Origin of the sequence: Streptomyces sp. NPDC006487 (assembly GCF_042870555.1) — a bacterium.
Taxonomy (GTDB): domain Bacteria; phylum Actinomycetota; class Actinomycetes; order Streptomycetales; family Streptomycetaceae; genus Streptomyces.
In genome coordinates this window covers 180,064-197,536 of the sequence record NZ_JBIAHN010000007.1, presented here as the reverse complement: position 1 = coordinate 197,536, position 17,473 = coordinate 180,064, and the positions used below count along the sequence as shown (strand labels likewise).

The window sequence follows — 17,473 nt, the reverse complement described above, 5'->3', positions numbered from 1 at the left end:
CCGGGCATCCCCGAGGGGTTTTACGCGGTCCCCTACGGGACCTGCGCGGAGCCCCGGCCCCGTACGGGACGCGTCGGCCCCGGCACCCCCGCGGACGCCACGCGGCCGGGGAGCCCGCACGGGCCGGTCGCGCCCCTCCCGAACCGGCACCGTCCGGCCAGGGCGGGGCCACACGTCCGCCGGGGCCCGGGGCCAGGAGGCCCCTTGCCCGGGGGCGGCAAGGGGCGCGGCCCCGGGGGGCCCGTCGGGGGCGCGGCCACCGGCCCCCGTTCCCCGGCCCGGCCAGGCCCTACGCCGACTGGCGGAAGCCGATCGTCGGGACCGCCCGGCGCCTGCTGGCCGGGGCGGCGGCCCGCGGAACGAGGTCGTCCAGGAATCCGTACCGGCCGCGCAGGGCCTCCGGGGCGGCGCGCCACCAGTGGGCCACCTCCGGCCAGCCCGGGGCCGAGAGGGAGCCGCCGAACTCCTGCACCGACAGGGCGGCCGTCAGGCCCGCGAAGGCGAGCCGGTCCGCGAGCGGCCACTCGGCGAGGGTGCCGGTCAGGAAGCCCGCCACGTACACGTCGCCCGCGCCGGTCGGGTCCAGGGCGTCGACCGCGATCGCGGGGACCTCGGCCGTCTCCCCGGTCCGCCCGTCCACCGCGTACGAGCCCTCGGAGCCCATCGTCACCACCGCGATCGGCACCTTCTCGGCCAGTGCCCGGGCCGCCGCGCGCGGGCAGTCGGTGCGCGTGTAGGCCATCGCCTCCCCCGCGTTGGGCAGGAAGGCCTCGCAGTGTTCCAGGTCGGCCAGCGCCCCCAGGTCCCAGCGCCCGCTGTCGTCCCAGCCGACGTCGGCGAAGACCCTGGCCCCGCGCCGGGCCGCCTCGGCGACCCAGGCCTCGCCGCCGCCGGGGCCGAGCGAGGCCACGGCCGCGCGGGCGCGGGGCGGGCACTGGGGGAAGGGGCCGGGGCCCGCCGGGAGCGGGGCCTCGTGGCCGTGGGAGACCATCGTGCGCTCGCCCTCGTACGCCATCGAGACGGTGACGGGGCTGTGCCAGCCGGGCACGGTCCGCGACATCGACAGGTCGATGCCCTCGCCCTGTTCGAGGGCGTCCCAGCAGTACTCCCCGTAGTGGTCGTCCCCGAAGGCGGCGGCCAGGGAGGTGCGCAGGCCGAGCCGGGCGAGGGCGGTGGCCATGTTGGCGACGCCGCCGGGGCTGGACCCCATGCCGCGCGCCCAGGACTCCGTGCCGCGCACGGGGGCCGAGTCGAGGCCGGTGAAGATGATGTCGAGGAAGACCGTGCCCGTCAGGAAGACGTCGCAGCCGGGTTCTTGGGGGTCGCGCAGCGGACCGAGGGGGTCCACGGCGGAATCGAGGCTGTCCCGGCTGCTGCGACTGGTCACGATGTACTCCCCGTTCGGTCGGCGCGTGTTCTGATCTTGGCGAGTCGTTCCTGCATTGGGCTCAACTCCTCGTTGAGCACAACCCGAGTCCGCCTTGAGGCCCTCCCGACCGGGAGGACCCGGCCTATAGTGTGACGCAGATCACCGCCTGAACGCTCTTCTCGGAGCCTCCGGCCGCTTGATAGATATGAGCCCCGCGCTCTTGCGGAATCTCATGCTCCACCTGCATCACCTGGAACATCCGTGCTCGACCGCACCCCCGCGCCGCCCGCCGCCTGGCCGCTCGTCGCGCTCTTCACCTCCGGTTACGTCGCCCCGTACCTGCTGCCGACCGTCGTCGGCCGGCTCGACGCACACCTCCCGCTGAGCCCCGCGCAGGCCGGACTGATCGGCTCGGTCCTGCTGCTCGGCTCGGCCGCCGCGGGATTCACCCTCGCCTCGCGCATCCCGCGCCACGGACCGCGTCCGCTGGCCCGGCTCGGACTGCTGCTCGCCGCCCTCGGGTACGGCACGGCGGCCGCCACCGCGCAGCTCCCCCTCGTCATCGCGGGCGCCGTCCTCGGCGGCTTCGGCTCGGGCACGGCCACCGCCGTGGCCGCCTCCGGGATCGCGGCGCAGCGCGACCCGCACCGGACCTCCTCGCTGGGGCTGCTGTCGGTGTCGGCCACCGCAGGGGCCCTGTACCTGACCCTGCCCCGGCTCGGCGGAGGGCACTGGCTGCCGTTCGCGGCGATCGCCCTGGTCGCGCTGGCGTGCTGGCCGGCGACGGGCCGCCTCGAAGGGGCCGCCCGCGCGGACCGCACGGATCGCACAGACCGCACGGACAGCGCGGTACGGGTCTCCGGGCGGCTGCCGTACCCGCGCGCCGGCGTGGTGCTCGCCGTGGCCCTGATGCTGTGGTCGCTGGCGCAGAACGCCCTGTGGGGCGTCAGCGGCCGCATCGGCGCACAGCAGGCGGGCCTGTCCGAGGTCACCCTCGGGATCGTCTTCGCGGCCGCGCTCGGCGCCGGGCTGCTCGGGGTCACCGCCGCCTCCGCACTGGGGGCACGGCTCGGCCGGGCGGTCCCGGTGGGCGTGGGCACGGCGGTCATCGCGTGCTGCGTGGTGCTGGCCTCGCACGCCCGCGACCTGGGGTCCTTCGCGGCCGGGGAGATCCTGTGGAACGCGGTCTACCCCGTCGTGCTCTCCTACGCCATCGGCCTCGCCGCCGCCCTCGACCCGCGCGGGCGCTGGGCCGTCCTGGTCGGTTCCGCGTCCTCGCTCGGTGTCGCCTGCGGGCCCGTCACCGGGAGCCTGCTCGCCGAGGGTGCGGGCTTCCCCGGCATGGGCCTGGTCCTCGGCGGGCTGCTGCTGGCGGTGGCCGGGCCGATGACCGCGGTCGCCCTGCACGTCGGCGGACGCCCGCTGACCCCCGGCTCGGTGCGCCGGCGCGGCGGGGCCCCGGCGGCCGTGCTCGCCGCCGGGGCCGGGACGCCGGCCGGTTCGGTGCCGAGGGTCGGCGCGCAGGAGCTGGAGGTCGTGGAACTCGCGCCGCTCCGCGCCCGCCCGCTGCGGCTGCCGCCGCTCCGGGTCCTGCTGCTCTCCCCCGCGGCGGCCCGCCGGGCCCGGGAGCGCACCCGCAAGCGGATCCGCACCAGCGCCTAGGCCACTGGCGGACGGGGTTCCGCCGGCGCGTCGGGGGCCGGGCGGGGCTGCCCCGCGGGGCTCCACCGCCCTCCCGGGCCGCTATCTCTCAGGCCCGCTTCGGGACGGGGACCCGTACGAGGTCGGCTGCGATCGTCAGCTCCCCCTCGAAGCCGGCCGCGCGGGCCTGGCGTTCGAACTCCGACGGGTCGCCGTACCGCTGCGAGAAGTGCGTCAGCACGAGGTGCCGCACTCCCCCGTCCCGGGCCACCCGCGCCGCCTGCCCGGCGGTGAGGTGCCCGTGGTCGGTGGCCAGTTGGACGTCCTCGTCGAGGAAGGTCGACTCGATCACCAGCATGTCGCAGCCCGCCGCGAGCACCTCGACGCCCTCGCAGAGCCGGGTGTCCATGACGAAGGCGAACCGCTGTCCGGGACGCGCCTCGCTGACCTCGTCGAGGGTGACCCCGCCGAGGCTGCCCTCGCGCTGGATCCGGCCCACGTCCGGCCCCTTGATCCCGTGGAGCGCGAGCAGTTCGGGCCGTATCCGGCGTCCGTCGGGCTCGGTGACCCGGTAGCCGAAGGACTCCACCGGGTGGGAGAGCCGTACGGCGTCCAGGGTGTACGCGTCCCCGCGCGCCAGGATCCCGTCCCCGGCCACCGGCTCCTCGGCGAGCTGCACGGTCTCGCGGTAGGCCGTGGCGTACCGCAGCCGGTCGAAGAACTTCTGCCCGGAGGCCGGGTAGTGGGCGGTGACGGGGTGCGGGACCCGGTCGAGGTTGATCCGCTGGATGACCCCGGCGAGGCCGAGGCTGTGGTCCCCGTGGAAGTGGGTGACACAGATGCGGTTGATGTCGTGCGCGGCCACCCCGGCGCGGAGCATCTGGCGCTGGGTGCCCTCGCCGGGATCGAAGAGGATGCCCTCGCCGTCCCAGCGCAGCAGGTAGCCGTTGTGGTTGCGGTGGCGGGTGGGCACCTGGCTGGCGGTGCCGAGGACCACGAGTTCTCGTACGGACACGTCTTAACCGGGGGGCCACTGAAGCCCGCGCCCGCCGAGGACGTGCGCGTGGGCGTGGAAGACGGTCTGACCGGCGCCGGCGCCGGTGTTGAAGACGACGCGGTAGCCGTGCTCGACGATCTTCTCGTCGGCGGCGACGCGGCCGGCCTCGCTCAGGACGTCGGCGGCGATCCCGGGCTCCGCGGCCGCGAGGGAGGCGGCGTCGGGGTAGTGCACCTTCGGGATGACGAGGACGTGGATGGGCGCCTGCGGGTTGATGTCGCGGAAGGCGACGGTGGTGTCCGTCTCCCGGACGACCGTCGCGGGGATGTTCCCCGCGACGATCTTGCAGAACAGGCAGTCGGCCTGCGGTTCCCCGGCCATGTGCTGAGCCCTTCGTGACGGGTGATCGATTCGGGCATCGTATCCACCGCCGCCGCCGGACCGATCAGGACCAGCGGCCCGTCCTCGCCAGCAGGACCGCCGCCGCGGCCGTGCCCGCCGTGGAGGTGCGCAGCACCGAGGGGCCCAGCCGGTACGGGTGCGCCCCGGCCGCGGCGAAGGCGGCGAGTTCGTCCGGGGAGACCCCGCCCTCGGGTCCGACGACCAGGACGATGGAGCCGGCGGCGGGCAGTTCCGCGGTGGCCAGCGCGCCCGAGGGGGCGTCCCGGTCCTCGTGCAGGACCACCGCGAGGTCGGCCCCGGCGAGCAGCGTCGCGACCTGCTTGGTCGACAGCGCCTCCTCGACCTCGGGGAAGCGGACCCGGCGGGACTGCTTGCCCGACTCCCGGGCGGTGGCCCGCCACTTCGCGAGGGATTTGGCGCCCCGCTCGCCGCGCCACTGGGTGATGCAGCGCGAAGCCTGCCAGGGCACGATCGCGTCGACGCCGGTCTCCGTCATGGTCTCGACGGCCACCTCGCCCCGGTCGCCCTTGGGCAGGGCCTGGACGACGGTGATCCGGACGGCGGGCTCCGGCTCCTCGAAGACTCCGGTCACGGAGACGACGAGGCGGTCCTTGCCCTCGGCGGCCGCCACGACGGCCTCGGCCCAGCCGCCCCGTCCGTCGGTCAGCACGAGGGCCTCACCCGGGGCCAGCCGCTTCACGGAGACCGCGTGGCGACCTTCGGGTCCGTCCAGCACGAACTCCGGCCCCGCGGGAACCTTTTCGACCACGAACACCGGGGCGGTCATGACGCACTCCTCATCTGCATTGCCTTCAACACGTCCTGCGCCGCGCCGAGTTCCGCCGCGAGCACCTCCACCAGTTCACCGGCCGGCAGGGCCCGCGCCAGCCGGTGCCCCTGGCCCGCCCACAGGGCCATGCCCTGCGGGTCCCCGGCCGCGGCGGCGGCCTTGCGCAGCGGCGCGGTCAGGTGGTGGACCTGCGGGTACGCGGCCGGGGCGTACGGGCCGTGCTCGCGCATGAAACGGTTGACCAGCCCGCGGGCCGGCCGGCCCGAGAAGGCCCGGGTCAGCTCCGTCCGGACGAACAGCGGGTCGGTCAGCGCCTTCTTGTGCAGGGCGTGCGCGCCGGACTCCGGGCAGGCCAGGAAGGCCGTGCCGAGCTGCGCGGCCTCCGCGCCCGCGGCGAGCAGCGCGGCGATCTGCGAGCCGCGCATCAGGCCGCCGGCCGCGATGATCGGGAGGGCCACGGCCTCGCGGACCTGCGCGACGAGCGCGAGCAGGCCGACCCCGGCCGTGCCGTCGCCCTGCGGGTCGTCGCGGTGAGTGCCCTGGTGGCCGCCCGCCTCCACGCCCTGGACGCAGACGGCGTCGGCGCCGGCCGCCTGCGCGGCGCGGGCCTCCTCGACGGAGGTGACGGTGGCGATCGTGTACGTACCGACCTTGCGCAGGCAGGTGAAGGCCGCGGGTGAGGGCAGGCCGAAGGTGAACGAGACCACGGGTACCGGGTCTTCGATGAGAATGGCCAGTTTGGCGTCGTAGCCGTCGTCGCTGGTGCCGATGATGTCCTCGTCGGCGAGGGAGATCTCGTACCAGGAGGCCTCACTGGCGAGGTGCCCGCGGTAGGCCTCCACGGCGGCCGGGTCCACGTGCCCGGTCTGCGGCAGGAAGAGGTTGACGCCGAAGGGGCGGCGGGTGAGCGCGCGCAGCCGCTTGATCTCCTGGTACATGCCGTCGGCGGTTTTGTAGCCGCCGGCGAGGAAGCCCAGTCCGCCCGCTTCGCACACGGCGGCCGCGAGCGGCGGGCAGGACGCGCCGCCCGCCATGGGCGCCTGCACGATCGGGTACGTGAAGAGACCGTTCGGTGCGGAGGACATGAGCTGCATCGTGCCATGTCCCGCTCACGGGACCGAATCACGGCATTCGCCTGGCATAGTCCCCTTCACCGGGGTGCCCGAATACCGCCGCCGCCCTGCCGTCCCGCATGCCGCGAGCCCGGTCCGGGGCATCCCCGGACCGGGCTCGCAGGTGTTCTCGTACGCTGCCGGTACGCTGCTCCGCGCGCGGCTCAGCGCCCGTTGAAGGCGTCCTTCAGGCGGCTGAACAGGCCTTGCTGGCCCGGAGCGAACTGGCCGAGCGGGCGCTCCTCGCCGCGCAGCTTCGCCAGCTGGCGCAGCAGGTCCTCCTGCGCCGGGTCCAGCTTGCTCGGGGTGGTGACCTCGACGTGGACGATCAGGTCGCCGCGGCCGCCGCCGCGCAGGTGCGTGACGCCCCGGCCGTGCAGGGGGATCGCCTGGCCGGACTGGGTGCCGGGCCGGATGTCGATCTCCTCCAGGCCGTCCAGGGTCTCCAGCGGGCACTTGGTGCCGAGGGAGGCCGCGGTCATCGGGATGGTGACCGTGCAGTGCAGGTCGTCCCCGCGCCGCTGGAAGGTCGGGTGCGGCAGCTCGTGGATCTCCACGTACAGGTCGCCGGCGGGGCCGCCGCCGGGGCCGACCTCGCCCTCGCCCGCGAGCTGGATCCGGGTGCCGTTCTCGACGCCCGCCGGAATCTTGACGGTGAGGCTGCGGCGGGAGCGGACCCGGCCGTCGCCCGCGCACTCGGGGCACGGGGTCGGGACCACGGTGCCGAAGCCCTGGCACTGCGGGCAGGGCCGCGAGGTCATGACCTGGCCCAGGAAGGACCGGGTGACCTGCGAGACCTCACCGCGGCCGCGGCACATGTCACAGGTCTGCGCCGAGGTGCCGGGGGCGGCGCCTTCGCCGGAGCAGGTGGTGCAGACGATGGCCGTGTCGACCTGGATGTCCTTGGTCGTGCCGAAGGCGGCCTCGTCCAGTTCCAGGTCGAGGCGGATCATGGCGTCCTGGCCGCGGCGGGTCCGCGAGCGCGGTCCGCGCTGCGAGGACTGGCCGAAGAAGGCGTCCATGATGTCGGAGAAGTTGCCGAAGCCACCCGCCCCGAACCCGCCGGCTCCGCCACCGCCCGAGGAGGACAGCGGGTCGCCGCCGAGGTCGAAGACCTGCTTCTTCTGCGGGTCCGAGAGGACCTCGTAGGCCGCGTTGATCTCCTTGAAACGCTCTTGCGTCTTGGGATCGGGGTTCACATCCGGGTGCAGCTCGCGCGCGAGCCGCCGGAATGCCTTCTTGATCTCGTCCTGCGATGCGTCGCGGCGCACGCCGAGAACGGCGTAGTAGTCCGTGGCCACTTACGACTCCGCCAGGATCTGTCCGACGTAACGTGCCACTGCGCGTACCGCTCCCATCGTTCCGGGGTAGTCCATGCGGGTCGGTCCGACCACGCCGAGTTTGGCGACTGCTTCGCCGCCCGAACCGTAGCCGACCGAGACGACGGACGTGGAGTTCAGTCCCTCGTAGGCGTTCTCATGCCCGATCTTTACGGCCATTCCCGACTCACTCGCCTCGCCCAGCAGCTTGAGGAGCACGACCTGCTCCTCCAGCGCTTCGAGCACCGGCCTGATCGTCAGGGGAAAATCGTGTCCGAAGCGGGTGAGGTTGGCGGTGCCGCCGATCATCAGCCGCTCCTCCGCCTCCTCGACCAGCGTTTCGAGAAGGGTGTCGAGGACGGCCTTCACCGTCACCCGGTCCTCGGTCTCGAAGGATTCCGGAAGGTCCTGCACCAGCGGCGGCACGTCGGTGAACCGGCGGCCGACGACACGGCTGTTGAGGCGGGCCCGCAGGTCCGCGAGCGAGGCCTCCCCGAAGGGGGTCTGGCAGTCGACGAGCCGCTGCTCGACCCGGCCGGTGTCCGTGATGAGGACGAGCATCAGGCGGGCCGGCGCCAGCGCGAGCAGTTCCACGTGCCGGACGGTGGACCGGGTCAGCGACGGGTACTGGACGACGGCGACCTGCCGGGTGAGCTGCGCGAGCAGCCGCACCGTACGGCCGACGACGTCGTCGAGGTCCACGGCCCCGTCGAGGAAGTTCTGGATGGCCCGGCGTTCGGGCGTCGACAGGGGTTTGACCCCCGCCAGCTTGTCGACGAAGAGGCGGTAGCCCTTGTCGGTGGGGATCCGGCCGGCGCTGGTGTGGGGCTGGGCGATGTAGCCCTCGTCCTCCAGCACGGCCATGTCGTTGCGCACGGTGGCGGGCGAGACGCCGAGCCGGTGCCGCTCGGTGAGCGCCTTGGAGCCGACCGGCTCCTCCGTCCCGACGTAGTCCTGGACGATGGCGCGCAGCACTTCGAGTCTGCGTTCGCTGAGCATCGCGCACACCTCCATCGTTTCCGTCGTTCGCGGCTTCGGCAGGCCCTGCCTGCTGGCACTCTGAGCGTTCGAGTGCCAGAGATCCCCCGGTCAGTGTACGGCGGGGTGGTACACCCCTAGCAAGGGCGGCCCGCCAAGGTAGCGTCGCGGCATGGACGTGCGTTGGGAAGAGGCAGGCTGGGAACGGCTCACCGAACGGGCCGGCCGCAAGCGCCTGCCCGTGTGGGACTGCACCGTGGGACTGGTGGTGGGCGAGGATTCGGCCCTCCTGATCGACCCCGGGTCCTCCCTGCGGGAAGGCGCGCTGGTGCGGTCCGAGGCGGAGCGGCTGGCGGGCCGGCGCGTGACCCATCTCGCATTCACACACGGACATTTCGACCACGTACTGGGCGGTGCGGCGTTCGCGGGGGCGGAGGTCTACGGCCCGGTCGGACTGGACGCCCTGCTCTCCGTGACCCGGGACGAGCTGCGGTCCGACGCGGTCCGCCACGGCCTCGCGGAGGCCGAGGCCGCCGAGGCGGCGGACCTGCTGGTGGTCCCCCGGCACCTGGTGTCGGGCGAGTGGACCCTCGACCTGGGCGGAGTGCAGGTGCTGTTGGCGAACGTGGGCCCGGGGCACACCCGGCACGATCTGGCCGCCTTCGTGCCCGGAGCCCGCGAGGTGGTCTTCTGCGGCGACCTGGTCGAGGAATCGGGCGAGCCGCAGGCGGGTCCGGACGCGGTGCCCGGGCAGTGGCCGGCGGCCCTGGACCGGCTCCTCGCCCTGGGCGGGGAAGACGCTCTGTACGTGCCGGGTCACGGAGCGGTGGTCGACGCGGCCTTCGTCCGTGCCCAACGCGACACACTGGCCGCTCGTTTCGGCGTGTCGGGCACCTGAGGCGGCCCGCTCTCCTACCCTCGGCCGGATGCGTGAGTACTCCCCCGACCTGACCCCGCAGTGGAAGCGAGCCAAGCCCGTCCCGGAGGTGCCGGCCGATCCCGATCTGGTGGTCGAGGTGGCGGGTACGGACTTCTGCGGCGCGGTGGTGGCCTGCGAGGCGGGCACCGTCACCCTGGAGGACCGCTTCGGCAAGCGCCGCGTCTTCCCCCTCGAACCCCGCGCCTTCCTCCTGGACGGCGCGGTGGTGACCCTGACCCGCCCGGCCCGGGGGCCCGCCGCCCCGGCCCGTACGGCTTCGGGCTCCCTCGCCGTCCCCGGGGCCCGGGCGCGGGTGGCCCGGGCGGGCCGGATCTACGTGGAGGGCCGCCACGACGCCGAACTGGTCGAACGGGTCTGGGGCGACGACCTGCGGATCGAGGGCGTCGTGGTGGAGTACCTGGAGGGCATCGACGACCTCCCGGCCGTCGTCGCCGACTTCGCCCCCGCGGCCGACGCCCGGCTGGGCATCCTGGTGGACCACCTGGTCCCGGGCTCCAAGGAGTCCCGCATCGCCGCCTCCGTGACCTCCCCGCACGTCCTGATCGTGGGACACCCGTACGTGGACGTCTGGCAGGCCGTGAAGCCCTCGGCCCTCGGCATCCGCTCCTGGCCGGTGATCCCGCCCGGCCAGGACTGGAAGACGGGCATCTGCCGCGCCCTGGGCTGGCCGGAGAACACCGGGGCCGCCTGGCAGCACATCCTGTCCCGCGTGACCTCGTACAAGGACCTGGAGCCCACCCTCCTGGGCGCGGTGGAGCACTTGATCGACCACGTGACGGCGTAGCGGGGCACGACAGCCCTGCGGGGCGTCCTCTACCCACCCTTCCGCCATTCCAGCCCCTCCGGCGTTTGAGGAGCGGGGTCTGGGGCGGAGCAGCCAGGGGGGCGGGGCGCAGCCCCGGGGAACGGGCGAAGGGCGGGCAGGGGACAGCCCCGCAGGGCCACCGCACCCCCGACGGGGCTAGTCGACCAGGTCGCGGACCACCGCGTCGGCCAGCAGCCGCCCCCGCAGCGTCAGGACGGCCCGCCCGGCCGCGTACGGGCCTGCTTCGAGGAGCCCCTCGGACAGGGCACGGACGGACGCGGCCAGCCCCGCGGGCGCCAGCAACGACAGCGGCACCCCGTCCACCAGCCGGAGCTCCAGCAGGATCCGCTCCACCCGCCGGTCCTCCTCCGAGAGGAGCTCCCGCCCCGCCCCCGGCGACCGCCCCTCCGCCAGCGCGGCGGCATACGCGCCGGGGTGCTTCACGTTCCACCACCGCACCCCGCCCACGTGCGAGTGCGCTCCGGGCCCGGCCCCCCACCAGTCGGCCCCGCGCCAGTACAGCTCGTTGTGCAGGCAGCGCCCGGCCTCGGAGGTGGCCCAGTTCGAGACCTCGTACCAGGAGTACCCCGCCTCGGCCATCACCGCGTCGAGGATCAGGTACCGGTCCGCGTGGACGTCGTCGTCCGTCATGGGGACCTCGCCCCGCCGGATCCGCCGCGCGAGCTGGGTGCCCTCCTCCACGATCAGCGCGTAGGCACTGATGTGGTCGGGCCCGGCGCCGAGCGCCGCCGTCAGCGACGCCCGCCAGTCCTCGTCCGATTCCCCCGGCGTCCCGTAGATCAGGTCCAGGTTCACGTGCTCGAAGCCCGCCGCCCGCGCCTCCGCGACGCAGGCCTCCGGGCGTCCGGGGGTGTGCGTCCGGTCCAGCACCTTCAGGACGTGCTGTTTGGCGCTCTGCATGCCGAAGGAGATCCGGTTGAAGCCGCCCGCGCGCAGTTCCGCCAGGTACTCCGGGTTCACCGACTCCGGATTGGCCTCGGTGGTGACCTCGGCGTCCTCGGCCAGACCGAATTCCTCGCGGATCGCCGCGAGCATCCGTACGAGGTCGCCGGCGGGCAGCAGCGTGGGCGTGCCGCCGCCCACGAAGACGGTCCGTACGGCCCTGGGGTCGTCCCCGAGGACCTTGCGGGCCAGCCTGACCTCGTCGATCAGGGTGTCGGCGTAGTTCTCCCGGGAGGCGAGCACACCGCCGGTGCCCCGCAGCTCGGTGGCCGTGTAGGTGTTGAAGTCGCAGTACCCGCAGCGCGTGGCGCAATACGGAACGTGCAGGTAGAACCCGAGCGGCCGCTCCCCCGCTCCCGCCAGGGCGTGGAGCGGCAGCGAGCCGTCTTCGGGCATGGGTTCACCGTCGGGCAGTGCGGAAGGCATGCGCCCATTGTCCCGCACTGCCCCAAGGTCGTTTACGGGCTCGCGCCGCGCCCCCGGCTACGCCTCGCGCGACCCCTCGTACATCTCCTCGATGAGGTGCTTGAACTCGCGCTCGACGACCGGCCGCTTCAGCTTGAGGCTCGGGGTGAGGTCCCCGTGCTCCACGTCGAGGTCGCGCGGCAGGAGGCGGAACTTCTTGACCGTCTGCCAGCGCTGGAGGCCCTCGTTGAGGGTCTGGACGTAGGTCTCGATGAGCCGGTTCGTCTCGGGGGCGGCCAGGACCTGGGAGTACGTCTTGCCCTCCAGGCCGTTCTCGGCGGCCCAGACGAGGATGGAGGGCTCGTCGAGGGCGATGAGGGCGGAGCAGAAGTTCCGGTCGGCGCCGTGGACGACGATGCTGGAGACGTAGGGGCACAGCGCCTTGAACTGGCCCTCGATCTCCGCCGGGGCGACGTACTTGCCGCCCGAGGTCTTGATCAGGTCCTTCTTGCGGTCGGTGATGCGCAGGTAGCCGTCCGCGGAGAGCTCGCCGATGTCACCGGTGTGCAGCCAGCCGTCGGCCTCGAGAACCTCGGCGGTCTTCTCGGGCTGCCCGTGGTAGCCCTGCATGATGCCGGGGCCGCGCAGCAGCACCTCGCCGTCGTCGGCGATGCGGACCTCGGTGCCGGGGAGCGGCTTGCCGACGGTGCCGGTGCGGTAGGCCTCGCCGGGGTTGACGAAGGAGGCGGCGCTGGACTCGGTGAGCCCGTAGCCCTCCAGGATGTGGATGCCCGCGCCGGAGAAGAAGTAGCCGATGTCGGGGGCGAGGGCGGAGGCGCCGGAGACGGCGGCGCGCAGGTTGCCGCCGAAGGCCTCGCGGAGCTTGGAGTAGACGAGCGCGTCGGCGACCTTGTGCTTGGTGGCGAGGCCGAAGGGGGCGCTGGCCCGGCCGGTGCGGCGGAAGTTGTCCTGGGTGACCTTGGCGTACTCGCGGGCCACGCCGACGGACCACTGGAAGATCTTGTACTTGGCGCCGCCGCCGGCCCGGGCCTTGGCGGCCACTCCGTTGTAGACCTTCTCGAAGATGCGCGGGACGGCCGCCATGTAGGTCGGCTGCACGATCGGCAGGTTCTCGATGATCTTGTCGATGCGGCCGTCGACGGCGGTGACGTGGCCGACCTCGATCTGGCCGGAGGTGAGCACCTTGCCGAAGACGTGCGCGAGCGGCAGCCAGAGGTACTGGACGTCGTCCTTGGTGATCAGCCCGGTGGCGACGGTGGCCTTGGCCATGTACGACCAGTTGTCGTGCGGCAGGCGCACGCCCTTGGGACGCCCGGTGGTGCCGGAGGTGTAGATGAGGGTGGCGAGCTGGTCGGCGGTGATCGCCGCGATCCGCTCCTTCACCGCTTCGGGGTGCTTGGCGAGGTACTCCCGGCCGCGCGCCTCCAGATCGGCGAGGGAGAGCACCCAGCCCTCGGGGTCCCCGTCGGCCGCGACGGCGTCGGCGGCCTGCAGGACCACCACGTGGGCGAGCTCGGGCAGGTCGGCGCGGCGCTCGCGGGCCTTGGCCAGCTGCGCGGCGTCCTCCGCGATCAGGATCCGGCTCTCGGAGTCGGAGAGGATGAACGCAGATTCCTCGGCGTTCGTGCTCGGGTAGATGGTGGTCACGGCGCCGCCGGCGCACATCACGCCGAGGTCGGCGAGGATCCACTCCACCCGGGTGTTGGAGGACAGCGCCACGCGCTGCTCCGGCTGGATCCCGAGGTCGATGATTCCGGCCGCGATGGCGAAGACCCGCTCGGCGGCCTGGCCCCAGCTGAGCGACTTCCAGTCGTCCGGGCCGCCCCGGCCGTCGGCTGCGGGCACCGGATAGCGGTAGGCCTCGCCGTTCGGCGTGGCGGCGACACGCTCCAGGAAGAGGGTCGCCACGGTGGGCGGGCGGTTCTCGATCAAGGTCTGTGTGTCGCTCACGGACATCCTCCGGACCACTCGGCAGGGCCTGTTCATCACAGGGGCGGACTGACTGGGTGGTGGGTCAGGGTGGGTGGCTGAGTCAGGGCTTGGCCGCATCCGACCAAAAAAACTGGCGAGTAACCAACGAGCATTGATCAGACTAGGGGCCCTCCGTCTGGCGCGTAAGAGGCCCTGGGGCGCCGATTCATAACGAAACAGGCCCCCGCGCCGGAGCACGGGGGCCTGCTTCTCGTCCGATGACGTTCGCGGCGGCTACTTCTTCTTGCCGCCGGACTCGTCACTGGAGAGGACGGCGATGAAGGCCTCCTGCGGGACCTCCACGGAGCCGACCATCTTCATGCGCTTCTTGCCTTCCTTCTGCTTCTCCAGCAGCTTCCGCTTACGGGAGATGTCACCGCCGTAGCACTTGGCGAGGACGTCCTTGCGGATGGCGCGGATGGTCTCGCGGGCGATGACGCGGGAGCCGACGGCCGCCTGGATCGGGATCTCGAAGGCCTGCCGCGGGATGAGCTCGCGCAGCTTGGCGACCAGGCGCACGCCGTAGGCGTAGGCCGCGTCCTTGTGGCAGACGGCGGAGAAGGCGTCGACCTTGTCGCCGTGCAGCAGGATGTCGACCTTGACCAGGCTGCCGGACTGCTCGCCGGTGGGCTCGTAGTCGAGGGAGGCGTAGCCGCGCGTCTTGGACTTCAGCTGGTCGAAGAAGTCGAAGACGATCTCCGCGAGCGGCAGCGTGTAGCGGATCTCGACCCGGTCCTCGGAGAGGTAGTCCATCCCGAGGAGGGTGCCGCGGCGCTGCTGGCAGAGCTCCATGATCGCGCCGATGAACTCGGAGGGCGCGAGCAGGGTGGCCCGTACGACCGGCTCGAACACGTCCGAGATCTTGCCCTCGGGGAACTCGCTCGGGTTGGTGACGGAGACTTCCTTGCCGTCTTCCATGACGACGCGGTAGACCACGTTCGGCGCGGTGGCGATCAGATCGAGACCGAACTCGCGCTCCAGGCGCTCGCGCACCACGTCCAGGTGGAGCAGGCCGAGGAAGCCGACGCGGAAGCCGAAGCCGAGCGCGGCCGAGGTCTCCGGCTCGTAGACCAGCGCGGCGTCGTTGAGCTGGAGCTTGTCCAGGGCCTCGCGCAGGTCGGGGTAGTCCGAGCCGTCGAGCGGGTACAGACCCGAGAAGACCATCGGGCGCGGGTCCTTGTAGCCGCCGAGGGCTTCGGTCGCGCCGTTGTGCAGGCTGGTGATGGTGTCACCGACCTTGGACTGACGGACGTCCTTCACGCCGGTGATGATGTAGCCCACCTCGCCGACGCCGATGCCGTCGGCCGGGGTCATCTCCGGCGAGGAGACGCCGATCTCCAGCAGCTCGTGCGTGGCGCCGGTCGACATCATCCGGATGCGCTCGCGCTTGTTGAGCTGGCCGTCGACCACACGCACGTACGTCACGACGCCGCGGTACGAGTCGTAGACGGAGTCGAAGATCATCGCGCGGGCCGGAGCGTCCTTGGGACCGACCGGGGCCGGGACGGTGGCGACGATCTTGTCGAGCAGCACGTCCACGCCGAGACCGGTCTTCGCCGAGACGCGCAGGACGTCCTCGGGCTGGCAGCCGACCAGGTTCGCGAGCTCCTCGGCGAACTTCTCCGGCTGGGCGGCCGGCAGGTCGATCTTGTTCAGGACCGGGACGATCGCGAGGTCCTTCTCCATCGCCAGGTACAGGTTGGCGAGGGTCTGCGCCTCGATGCCCTGGGCCGCGTCCACCAGGAGGACCGTGCCCTCGCACGCCGCCAGGGAGCGCGAGACCTCGTAGGTGAAGTCGACGTGCCCGGGGGTGTCGATCATGTTGAGGACGTGGGTCTTGCCCATGTCCTCGCCCGTGTTCGGCGCCCAGGGCAGCCGGACGGCCTGGGACTTGATCGTGATGCCGCGCTCACGCTCGATGTCCATGCGGTCGAGGTACTGGGCGCGCATCTGCCGCGAGTCCACCACACCGGTGAGCTGGAGCATCCGGTCGGCAAGGGTCGACTTGCCGTGGTCGATGTGCGCGATGATGCAGAAATTGCGGATCAGCGCCGGGTCGGTACGGCTCGGCTCGGGCACGTGGCTGGGGATCGCGGGCACGCAGTGTCCTGATTCTCGGGTCGCAGTCGGAACGAAGTGTGGGCGTCGGTCTGCGCGAAGTCGGATCTGCTCGGCTCTATACGCAGACTCCCATGGTCCCATGAACCTGGGAGTGCGCTCGGTTTGGGCCGGTCGGAAGGCAGCTGGTAGCCTGAGCAGCTGTGTCTCGTGTGCCCTCTAGCTCTACGGGACGCAATCCGAAGATCAAATCTCTGAACCTGCAAAGGCTCTTTCGTGGCGAACATCAAGTCCCAGGTCAAGCGCAACAAGACGAACGAGAAGGCTCGCCTTCGCAACAAGGCCGTCAAGTCCTCGCTCAAGACCGCCATCCGCAAGGCCCGTGAGGCCGTCGTCGCCGGTGACGTCGAGAAGGCCACCGTGGCTTCCCGCGCCGCTTCCCGCGCGCTCGACAAGGCCGTTTCGAAGGGTGTCATCCACAAGAACGCCGCCGCCAACAAGAAGTCGGCGCTGGCGATCAAGGTTGCCTCCCTTCAGGGCTGAGCCCCTGATGTGATAGCCGGGCAAGGATCCAGCGGGCCCTCTCTCCCGCTCCCGACCGGCACTCCGCGCCGCACACGAAGCGTTCGCCACGCGGGTGCGGTGCAACCCCAGAAGTAACCGAAGGCCCCGATCGCCTCCCTTCCCCAGGGCAGCGACCGGGGCCTTCGGCATGCGGGGACCCCCCGGACCCCGGGGGCGGCGAGGCCAGGCGTACGGGCCCACGGGCCGGCCGCCTGGCCCCCGGGCAGCCCGAGCCCGAACCGCTCCGCGCCCCGGACCGCCCTGACCTCCGGGGTTGCCCTGAACCCGGGGCCGCCCTGACCTCCGGGGCGCCCTGACCTCCCGGGCCGCTCAGGGCTCCGGACCGCTCATGACCCCGGGCCGTCAAGGCCCCGGGGCCCACCGGCCGCACGCCGCACCGGGCCGTTACGGGAACTCCGGGCCACACGGGGCTCGGGCATGGCCCGGGGCCCCTCAGGCCGGCACCGGGGGCTTTCCGGGTGCGGCGGGCCGGGCCGTGACGGCGGCGAGGACGGTGGCCGTGAGGATCTCCGGAGCATCGTCGGGCGCCATCCGCCCGGCCTGGACCTCGGCGGCGGCCGCGTGGACCAGGCTGTAGACGACCGTGACGAGCCAGTCCGCGGACAGGTCGGCGCGCAGCTCGCCGCTCTCCCGGCCGCGGCCGATCAGCCGGCGCACGGGAGCGAGGATCCGGTCGTGGCGCTCGCGCAGCCGCTCGGGCGGCAGCGCCGCGGAGACGGCCGCGAACACCGCGGAGTGCCGGTCGAGGATCCGCCACGAGCTGCGGACGAGGAGCCCGAGGGCCTCCTCGGCGCCCATCTCGGCCCCCCCGCCCTCACCCTCGAGCGCCTCCAGCGTGGCCGCGGCCTCGTCGACGGCCCGGTCGAGCGCGGCGTCGAGGAGGGCTTCCCTGGTCGCGAAGTGCGAGTAGAGCGTGACGCGGCTGACTCCCGCCGCGCGGGCGACGGCGGCCATGCTCGCCTGCGGGTCGGCGAGAAAACAGTCCAGGCCCGCATCGACGATCGCGGCGGCGTTGCGCTCGGCGTCGGCGCGGCGGGGGCGGGGTGAGTCGGAGGCCATGCCGGCAAACTTAACACCACTGTTCACATTCCCCATGCGGAGCCGCATACTCAATCCC

The 17,473-nt window shown here is 72.7% G+C and carries 15 protein-coding genes; 4 read left to right on the top strand and 11 right to left on the bottom strand.

All coding sequences use genetic code 11. The features are described 5' to 3' along the window. Window positions 1-289: 289 nt before the first annotated feature. A complete protein-coding gene (locus ACFYM0_RS13985; RefSeq protein WP_388500574.1) occupies window positions 290-1,387 on the bottom strand; it encodes a carbohydrate kinase family protein in 1,098 nt (365 codons plus the stop codon). Window positions 1,388-1,630: 243 nt separating this feature from the next. On the opposite strand from ACFYM0_RS13985, the gene ACFYM0_RS13980 reads away from it, so the two are divergent. Further along, entirely contained in the window at window positions 1,631-3,031 is a 1,401-nt protein-coding gene (locus ACFYM0_RS13980) for an MFS transporter (RefSeq protein ID WP_388500572.1), read from the top strand. Between the two features lie 88 nt (window positions 3,032-3,119). Here ACFYM0_RS13980 and ACFYM0_RS13975 read toward each other — a convergent pair whose 3' ends face one another. From ACFYM0_RS13975 to hrcA, 6 genes are all read right to left on the bottom strand, one after another. Beyond that, window positions 3,120-4,025 (bottom strand): ribonuclease Z, encoded by a 906-nt coding sequence (locus tag ACFYM0_RS13975; protein ID WP_388500570.1) that lies wholly within the window; start codon window positions 4,023-4,025, stop codon window positions 3,120-3,122. Window positions 4,026-4,028: 3 nt separating this feature from the next. Further along, on the bottom strand, window positions 4,029-4,388 hold the full coding sequence (locus ACFYM0_RS13970) for a histidine triad nucleotide-binding protein (RefSeq protein ID WP_388500567.1): 360 nt from the start codon (window positions 4,386-4,388) through the stop codon (window positions 4,029-4,031). A gap of 64 nt (window positions 4,389-4,452) precedes the next feature. Then, the gene (locus ACFYM0_RS13965) at window positions 4,453-5,196 is read right to left on the bottom strand and encodes a 16S rRNA (uracil(1498)-N(3))-methyltransferase (RefSeq protein ID WP_388500564.1); all 744 of its coding nucleotides are present in this window, start codon (window positions 5,194-5,196) and stop codon (window positions 4,453-4,455) included. Continuing rightward, window positions 5,193-6,284 (bottom strand): nitronate monooxygenase, encoded by a 1,092-nt coding sequence (locus ACFYM0_RS13960; RefSeq protein ID WP_388500562.1) that lies wholly within the window; start codon window positions 6,282-6,284, stop codon window positions 5,193-5,195. Before ACFYM0_RS13960 ends, ACFYM0_RS13965 begins: the two co-directional genes overlap by 4 nt. A 191-nt stretch (window positions 6,285-6,475) precedes the next feature. Further along, window positions 6,476-7,612: a molecular chaperone DnaJ gene (gene dnaJ, locus ACFYM0_RS13955; RefSeq protein WP_388500559.1), complete on the bottom strand. Its 1,137-nt coding sequence runs from the start codon at window positions 7,610-7,612 to the stop codon at window positions 6,476-6,478. Then, window positions 7,613-8,629, bottom strand: coding sequence for a heat-inducible transcriptional repressor HrcA (gene hrcA / locus ACFYM0_RS13950; RefSeq protein ID WP_388500555.1), 1,017 nt, complete (start codon window positions 8,627-8,629; stop codon window positions 7,613-7,615). Between the two features lie 151 nt (window positions 8,630-8,780). On the opposite strand from hrcA, the gene ACFYM0_RS13945 reads away from it, so the two are divergent. Next, complete coding sequence (locus ACFYM0_RS13945) at window positions 8,781-9,506, top strand: MBL fold metallo-hydrolase (RefSeq protein ID WP_388500553.1); 726 nt, start codon at window positions 8,781-8,783, stop codon at window positions 9,504-9,506. A 28-nt stretch (window positions 9,507-9,534) separates the two neighbouring features. Beyond that, window positions 9,535-10,332 (top strand): DUF3097 domain-containing protein, encoded by a 798-nt coding sequence (locus ACFYM0_RS13940; protein WP_388500550.1) that lies wholly within the window; start codon window positions 9,535-9,537, stop codon window positions 10,330-10,332. Window positions 10,333-10,509: 177 nt separating this feature from the next. Here the strand turns inward: ACFYM0_RS13940 and hemW are convergent, their stop codons facing one another. From hemW to lepA, 3 genes are all read right to left on the bottom strand, one after another. Further along, window positions 10,510-11,742 (bottom strand): radical SAM family heme chaperone HemW, encoded by a 1,233-nt coding sequence (gene hemW, locus ACFYM0_RS13935; protein WP_388500548.1) that lies wholly within the window; start codon window positions 11,740-11,742, stop codon window positions 10,510-10,512. 57 nt (window positions 11,743-11,799) lie between these two features. Beyond that, on the bottom strand, window positions 11,800-13,692 hold the full coding sequence (locus tag ACFYM0_RS13930; protein WP_388500545.1) for an AMP-dependent synthetase/ligase: 1,893 nt from the start codon (window positions 13,690-13,692) through the stop codon (window positions 11,800-11,802). Between the two features lie 255 nt (window positions 13,693-13,947). Next, complete coding sequence (lepA, locus tag ACFYM0_RS13925; RefSeq protein WP_388500542.1) at window positions 13,948-15,813, bottom strand: translation elongation factor 4; 1,866 nt, start codon at window positions 15,811-15,813, stop codon at window positions 13,948-13,950. A 234-nt stretch (window positions 15,814-16,047) separates the two neighbouring features. On the opposite strand from lepA, the gene rpsT reads away from it, so the two are divergent. Continuing rightward, window positions 16,048-16,314 carry a 30S ribosomal protein S20 gene (rpsT, locus tag ACFYM0_RS13920; RefSeq protein ID WP_243334768.1) on the top strand — a complete coding sequence of 89 codons (267 nt, stop codon included), beginning with the start codon at window positions 16,048-16,050 and terminating at the stop codon, window positions 16,312-16,314. Between the two features lie 474 nt (window positions 16,315-16,788). Here rpsT and ACFYM0_RS13915 read toward each other — a convergent pair whose 3' ends face one another. Beyond that, a complete protein-coding gene (locus ACFYM0_RS13915; RefSeq protein ID WP_388500539.1) occupies window positions 16,789-17,415 on the bottom strand; it encodes a TetR/AcrR family transcriptional regulator in 627 nt (208 codons plus the stop codon). Window positions 17,416-17,473: the final 58 nt, after the last annotated feature.

Excerpts from the sequence above, each read along its gene's own strand:
- ACFYM0_RS13970 (WP_388500567.1), bottom strand. The coding sequence starts at position 4,388 with ATGGCCGGGGAACCGCAGGCCGACTGCCTGTTCTGCAAGATCGTCGCG.
- ACFYM0_RS13965 (WP_388500564.1), bottom strand. The coding sequence starts at position 5,196 with ATGACCGCCCCGGTGTTCGTGGTCGAAAAGGTTCCCGCGGGGCCGGAG.
- ACFYM0_RS13960 (WP_388500562.1), bottom strand. The coding sequence starts at position 6,284 with ATGTCCTCCGCACCGAACGGTCTCTTCACGTACCCGATCGTGCAGGCG.
- hrcA (WP_388500555.1), bottom strand. The coding sequence starts at position 8,629 with ATGCTCAGCGAACGCAGACTCGAAGTGCTGCGCGCCATCGTCCAGGAC.
- ACFYM0_RS13945 (WP_388500553.1), top strand. The coding sequence starts at position 8,781 with ATGGACGTGCGTTGGGAAGAGGCAGGCTGGGAACGGCTCACCGAACGG.
- ACFYM0_RS13940 (WP_388500550.1), top strand. The coding sequence starts at position 9,535 with ATGCGTGAGTACTCCCCCGACCTGACCCCGCAGTGGAAGCGAGCCAAG.
- hemW (WP_388500548.1), bottom strand. The coding sequence starts at position 11,742 with ATGCCTTCCGCACTGCCCGACGGTGAACCCATGCCCGAAGACGGCTCG.
- ACFYM0_RS13915 (WP_388500539.1), bottom strand. The coding sequence starts at position 17,415 with ATGGCCTCCGACTCACCCCGCCCCCGCCGCGCCGACGCCGAGCGCAAC.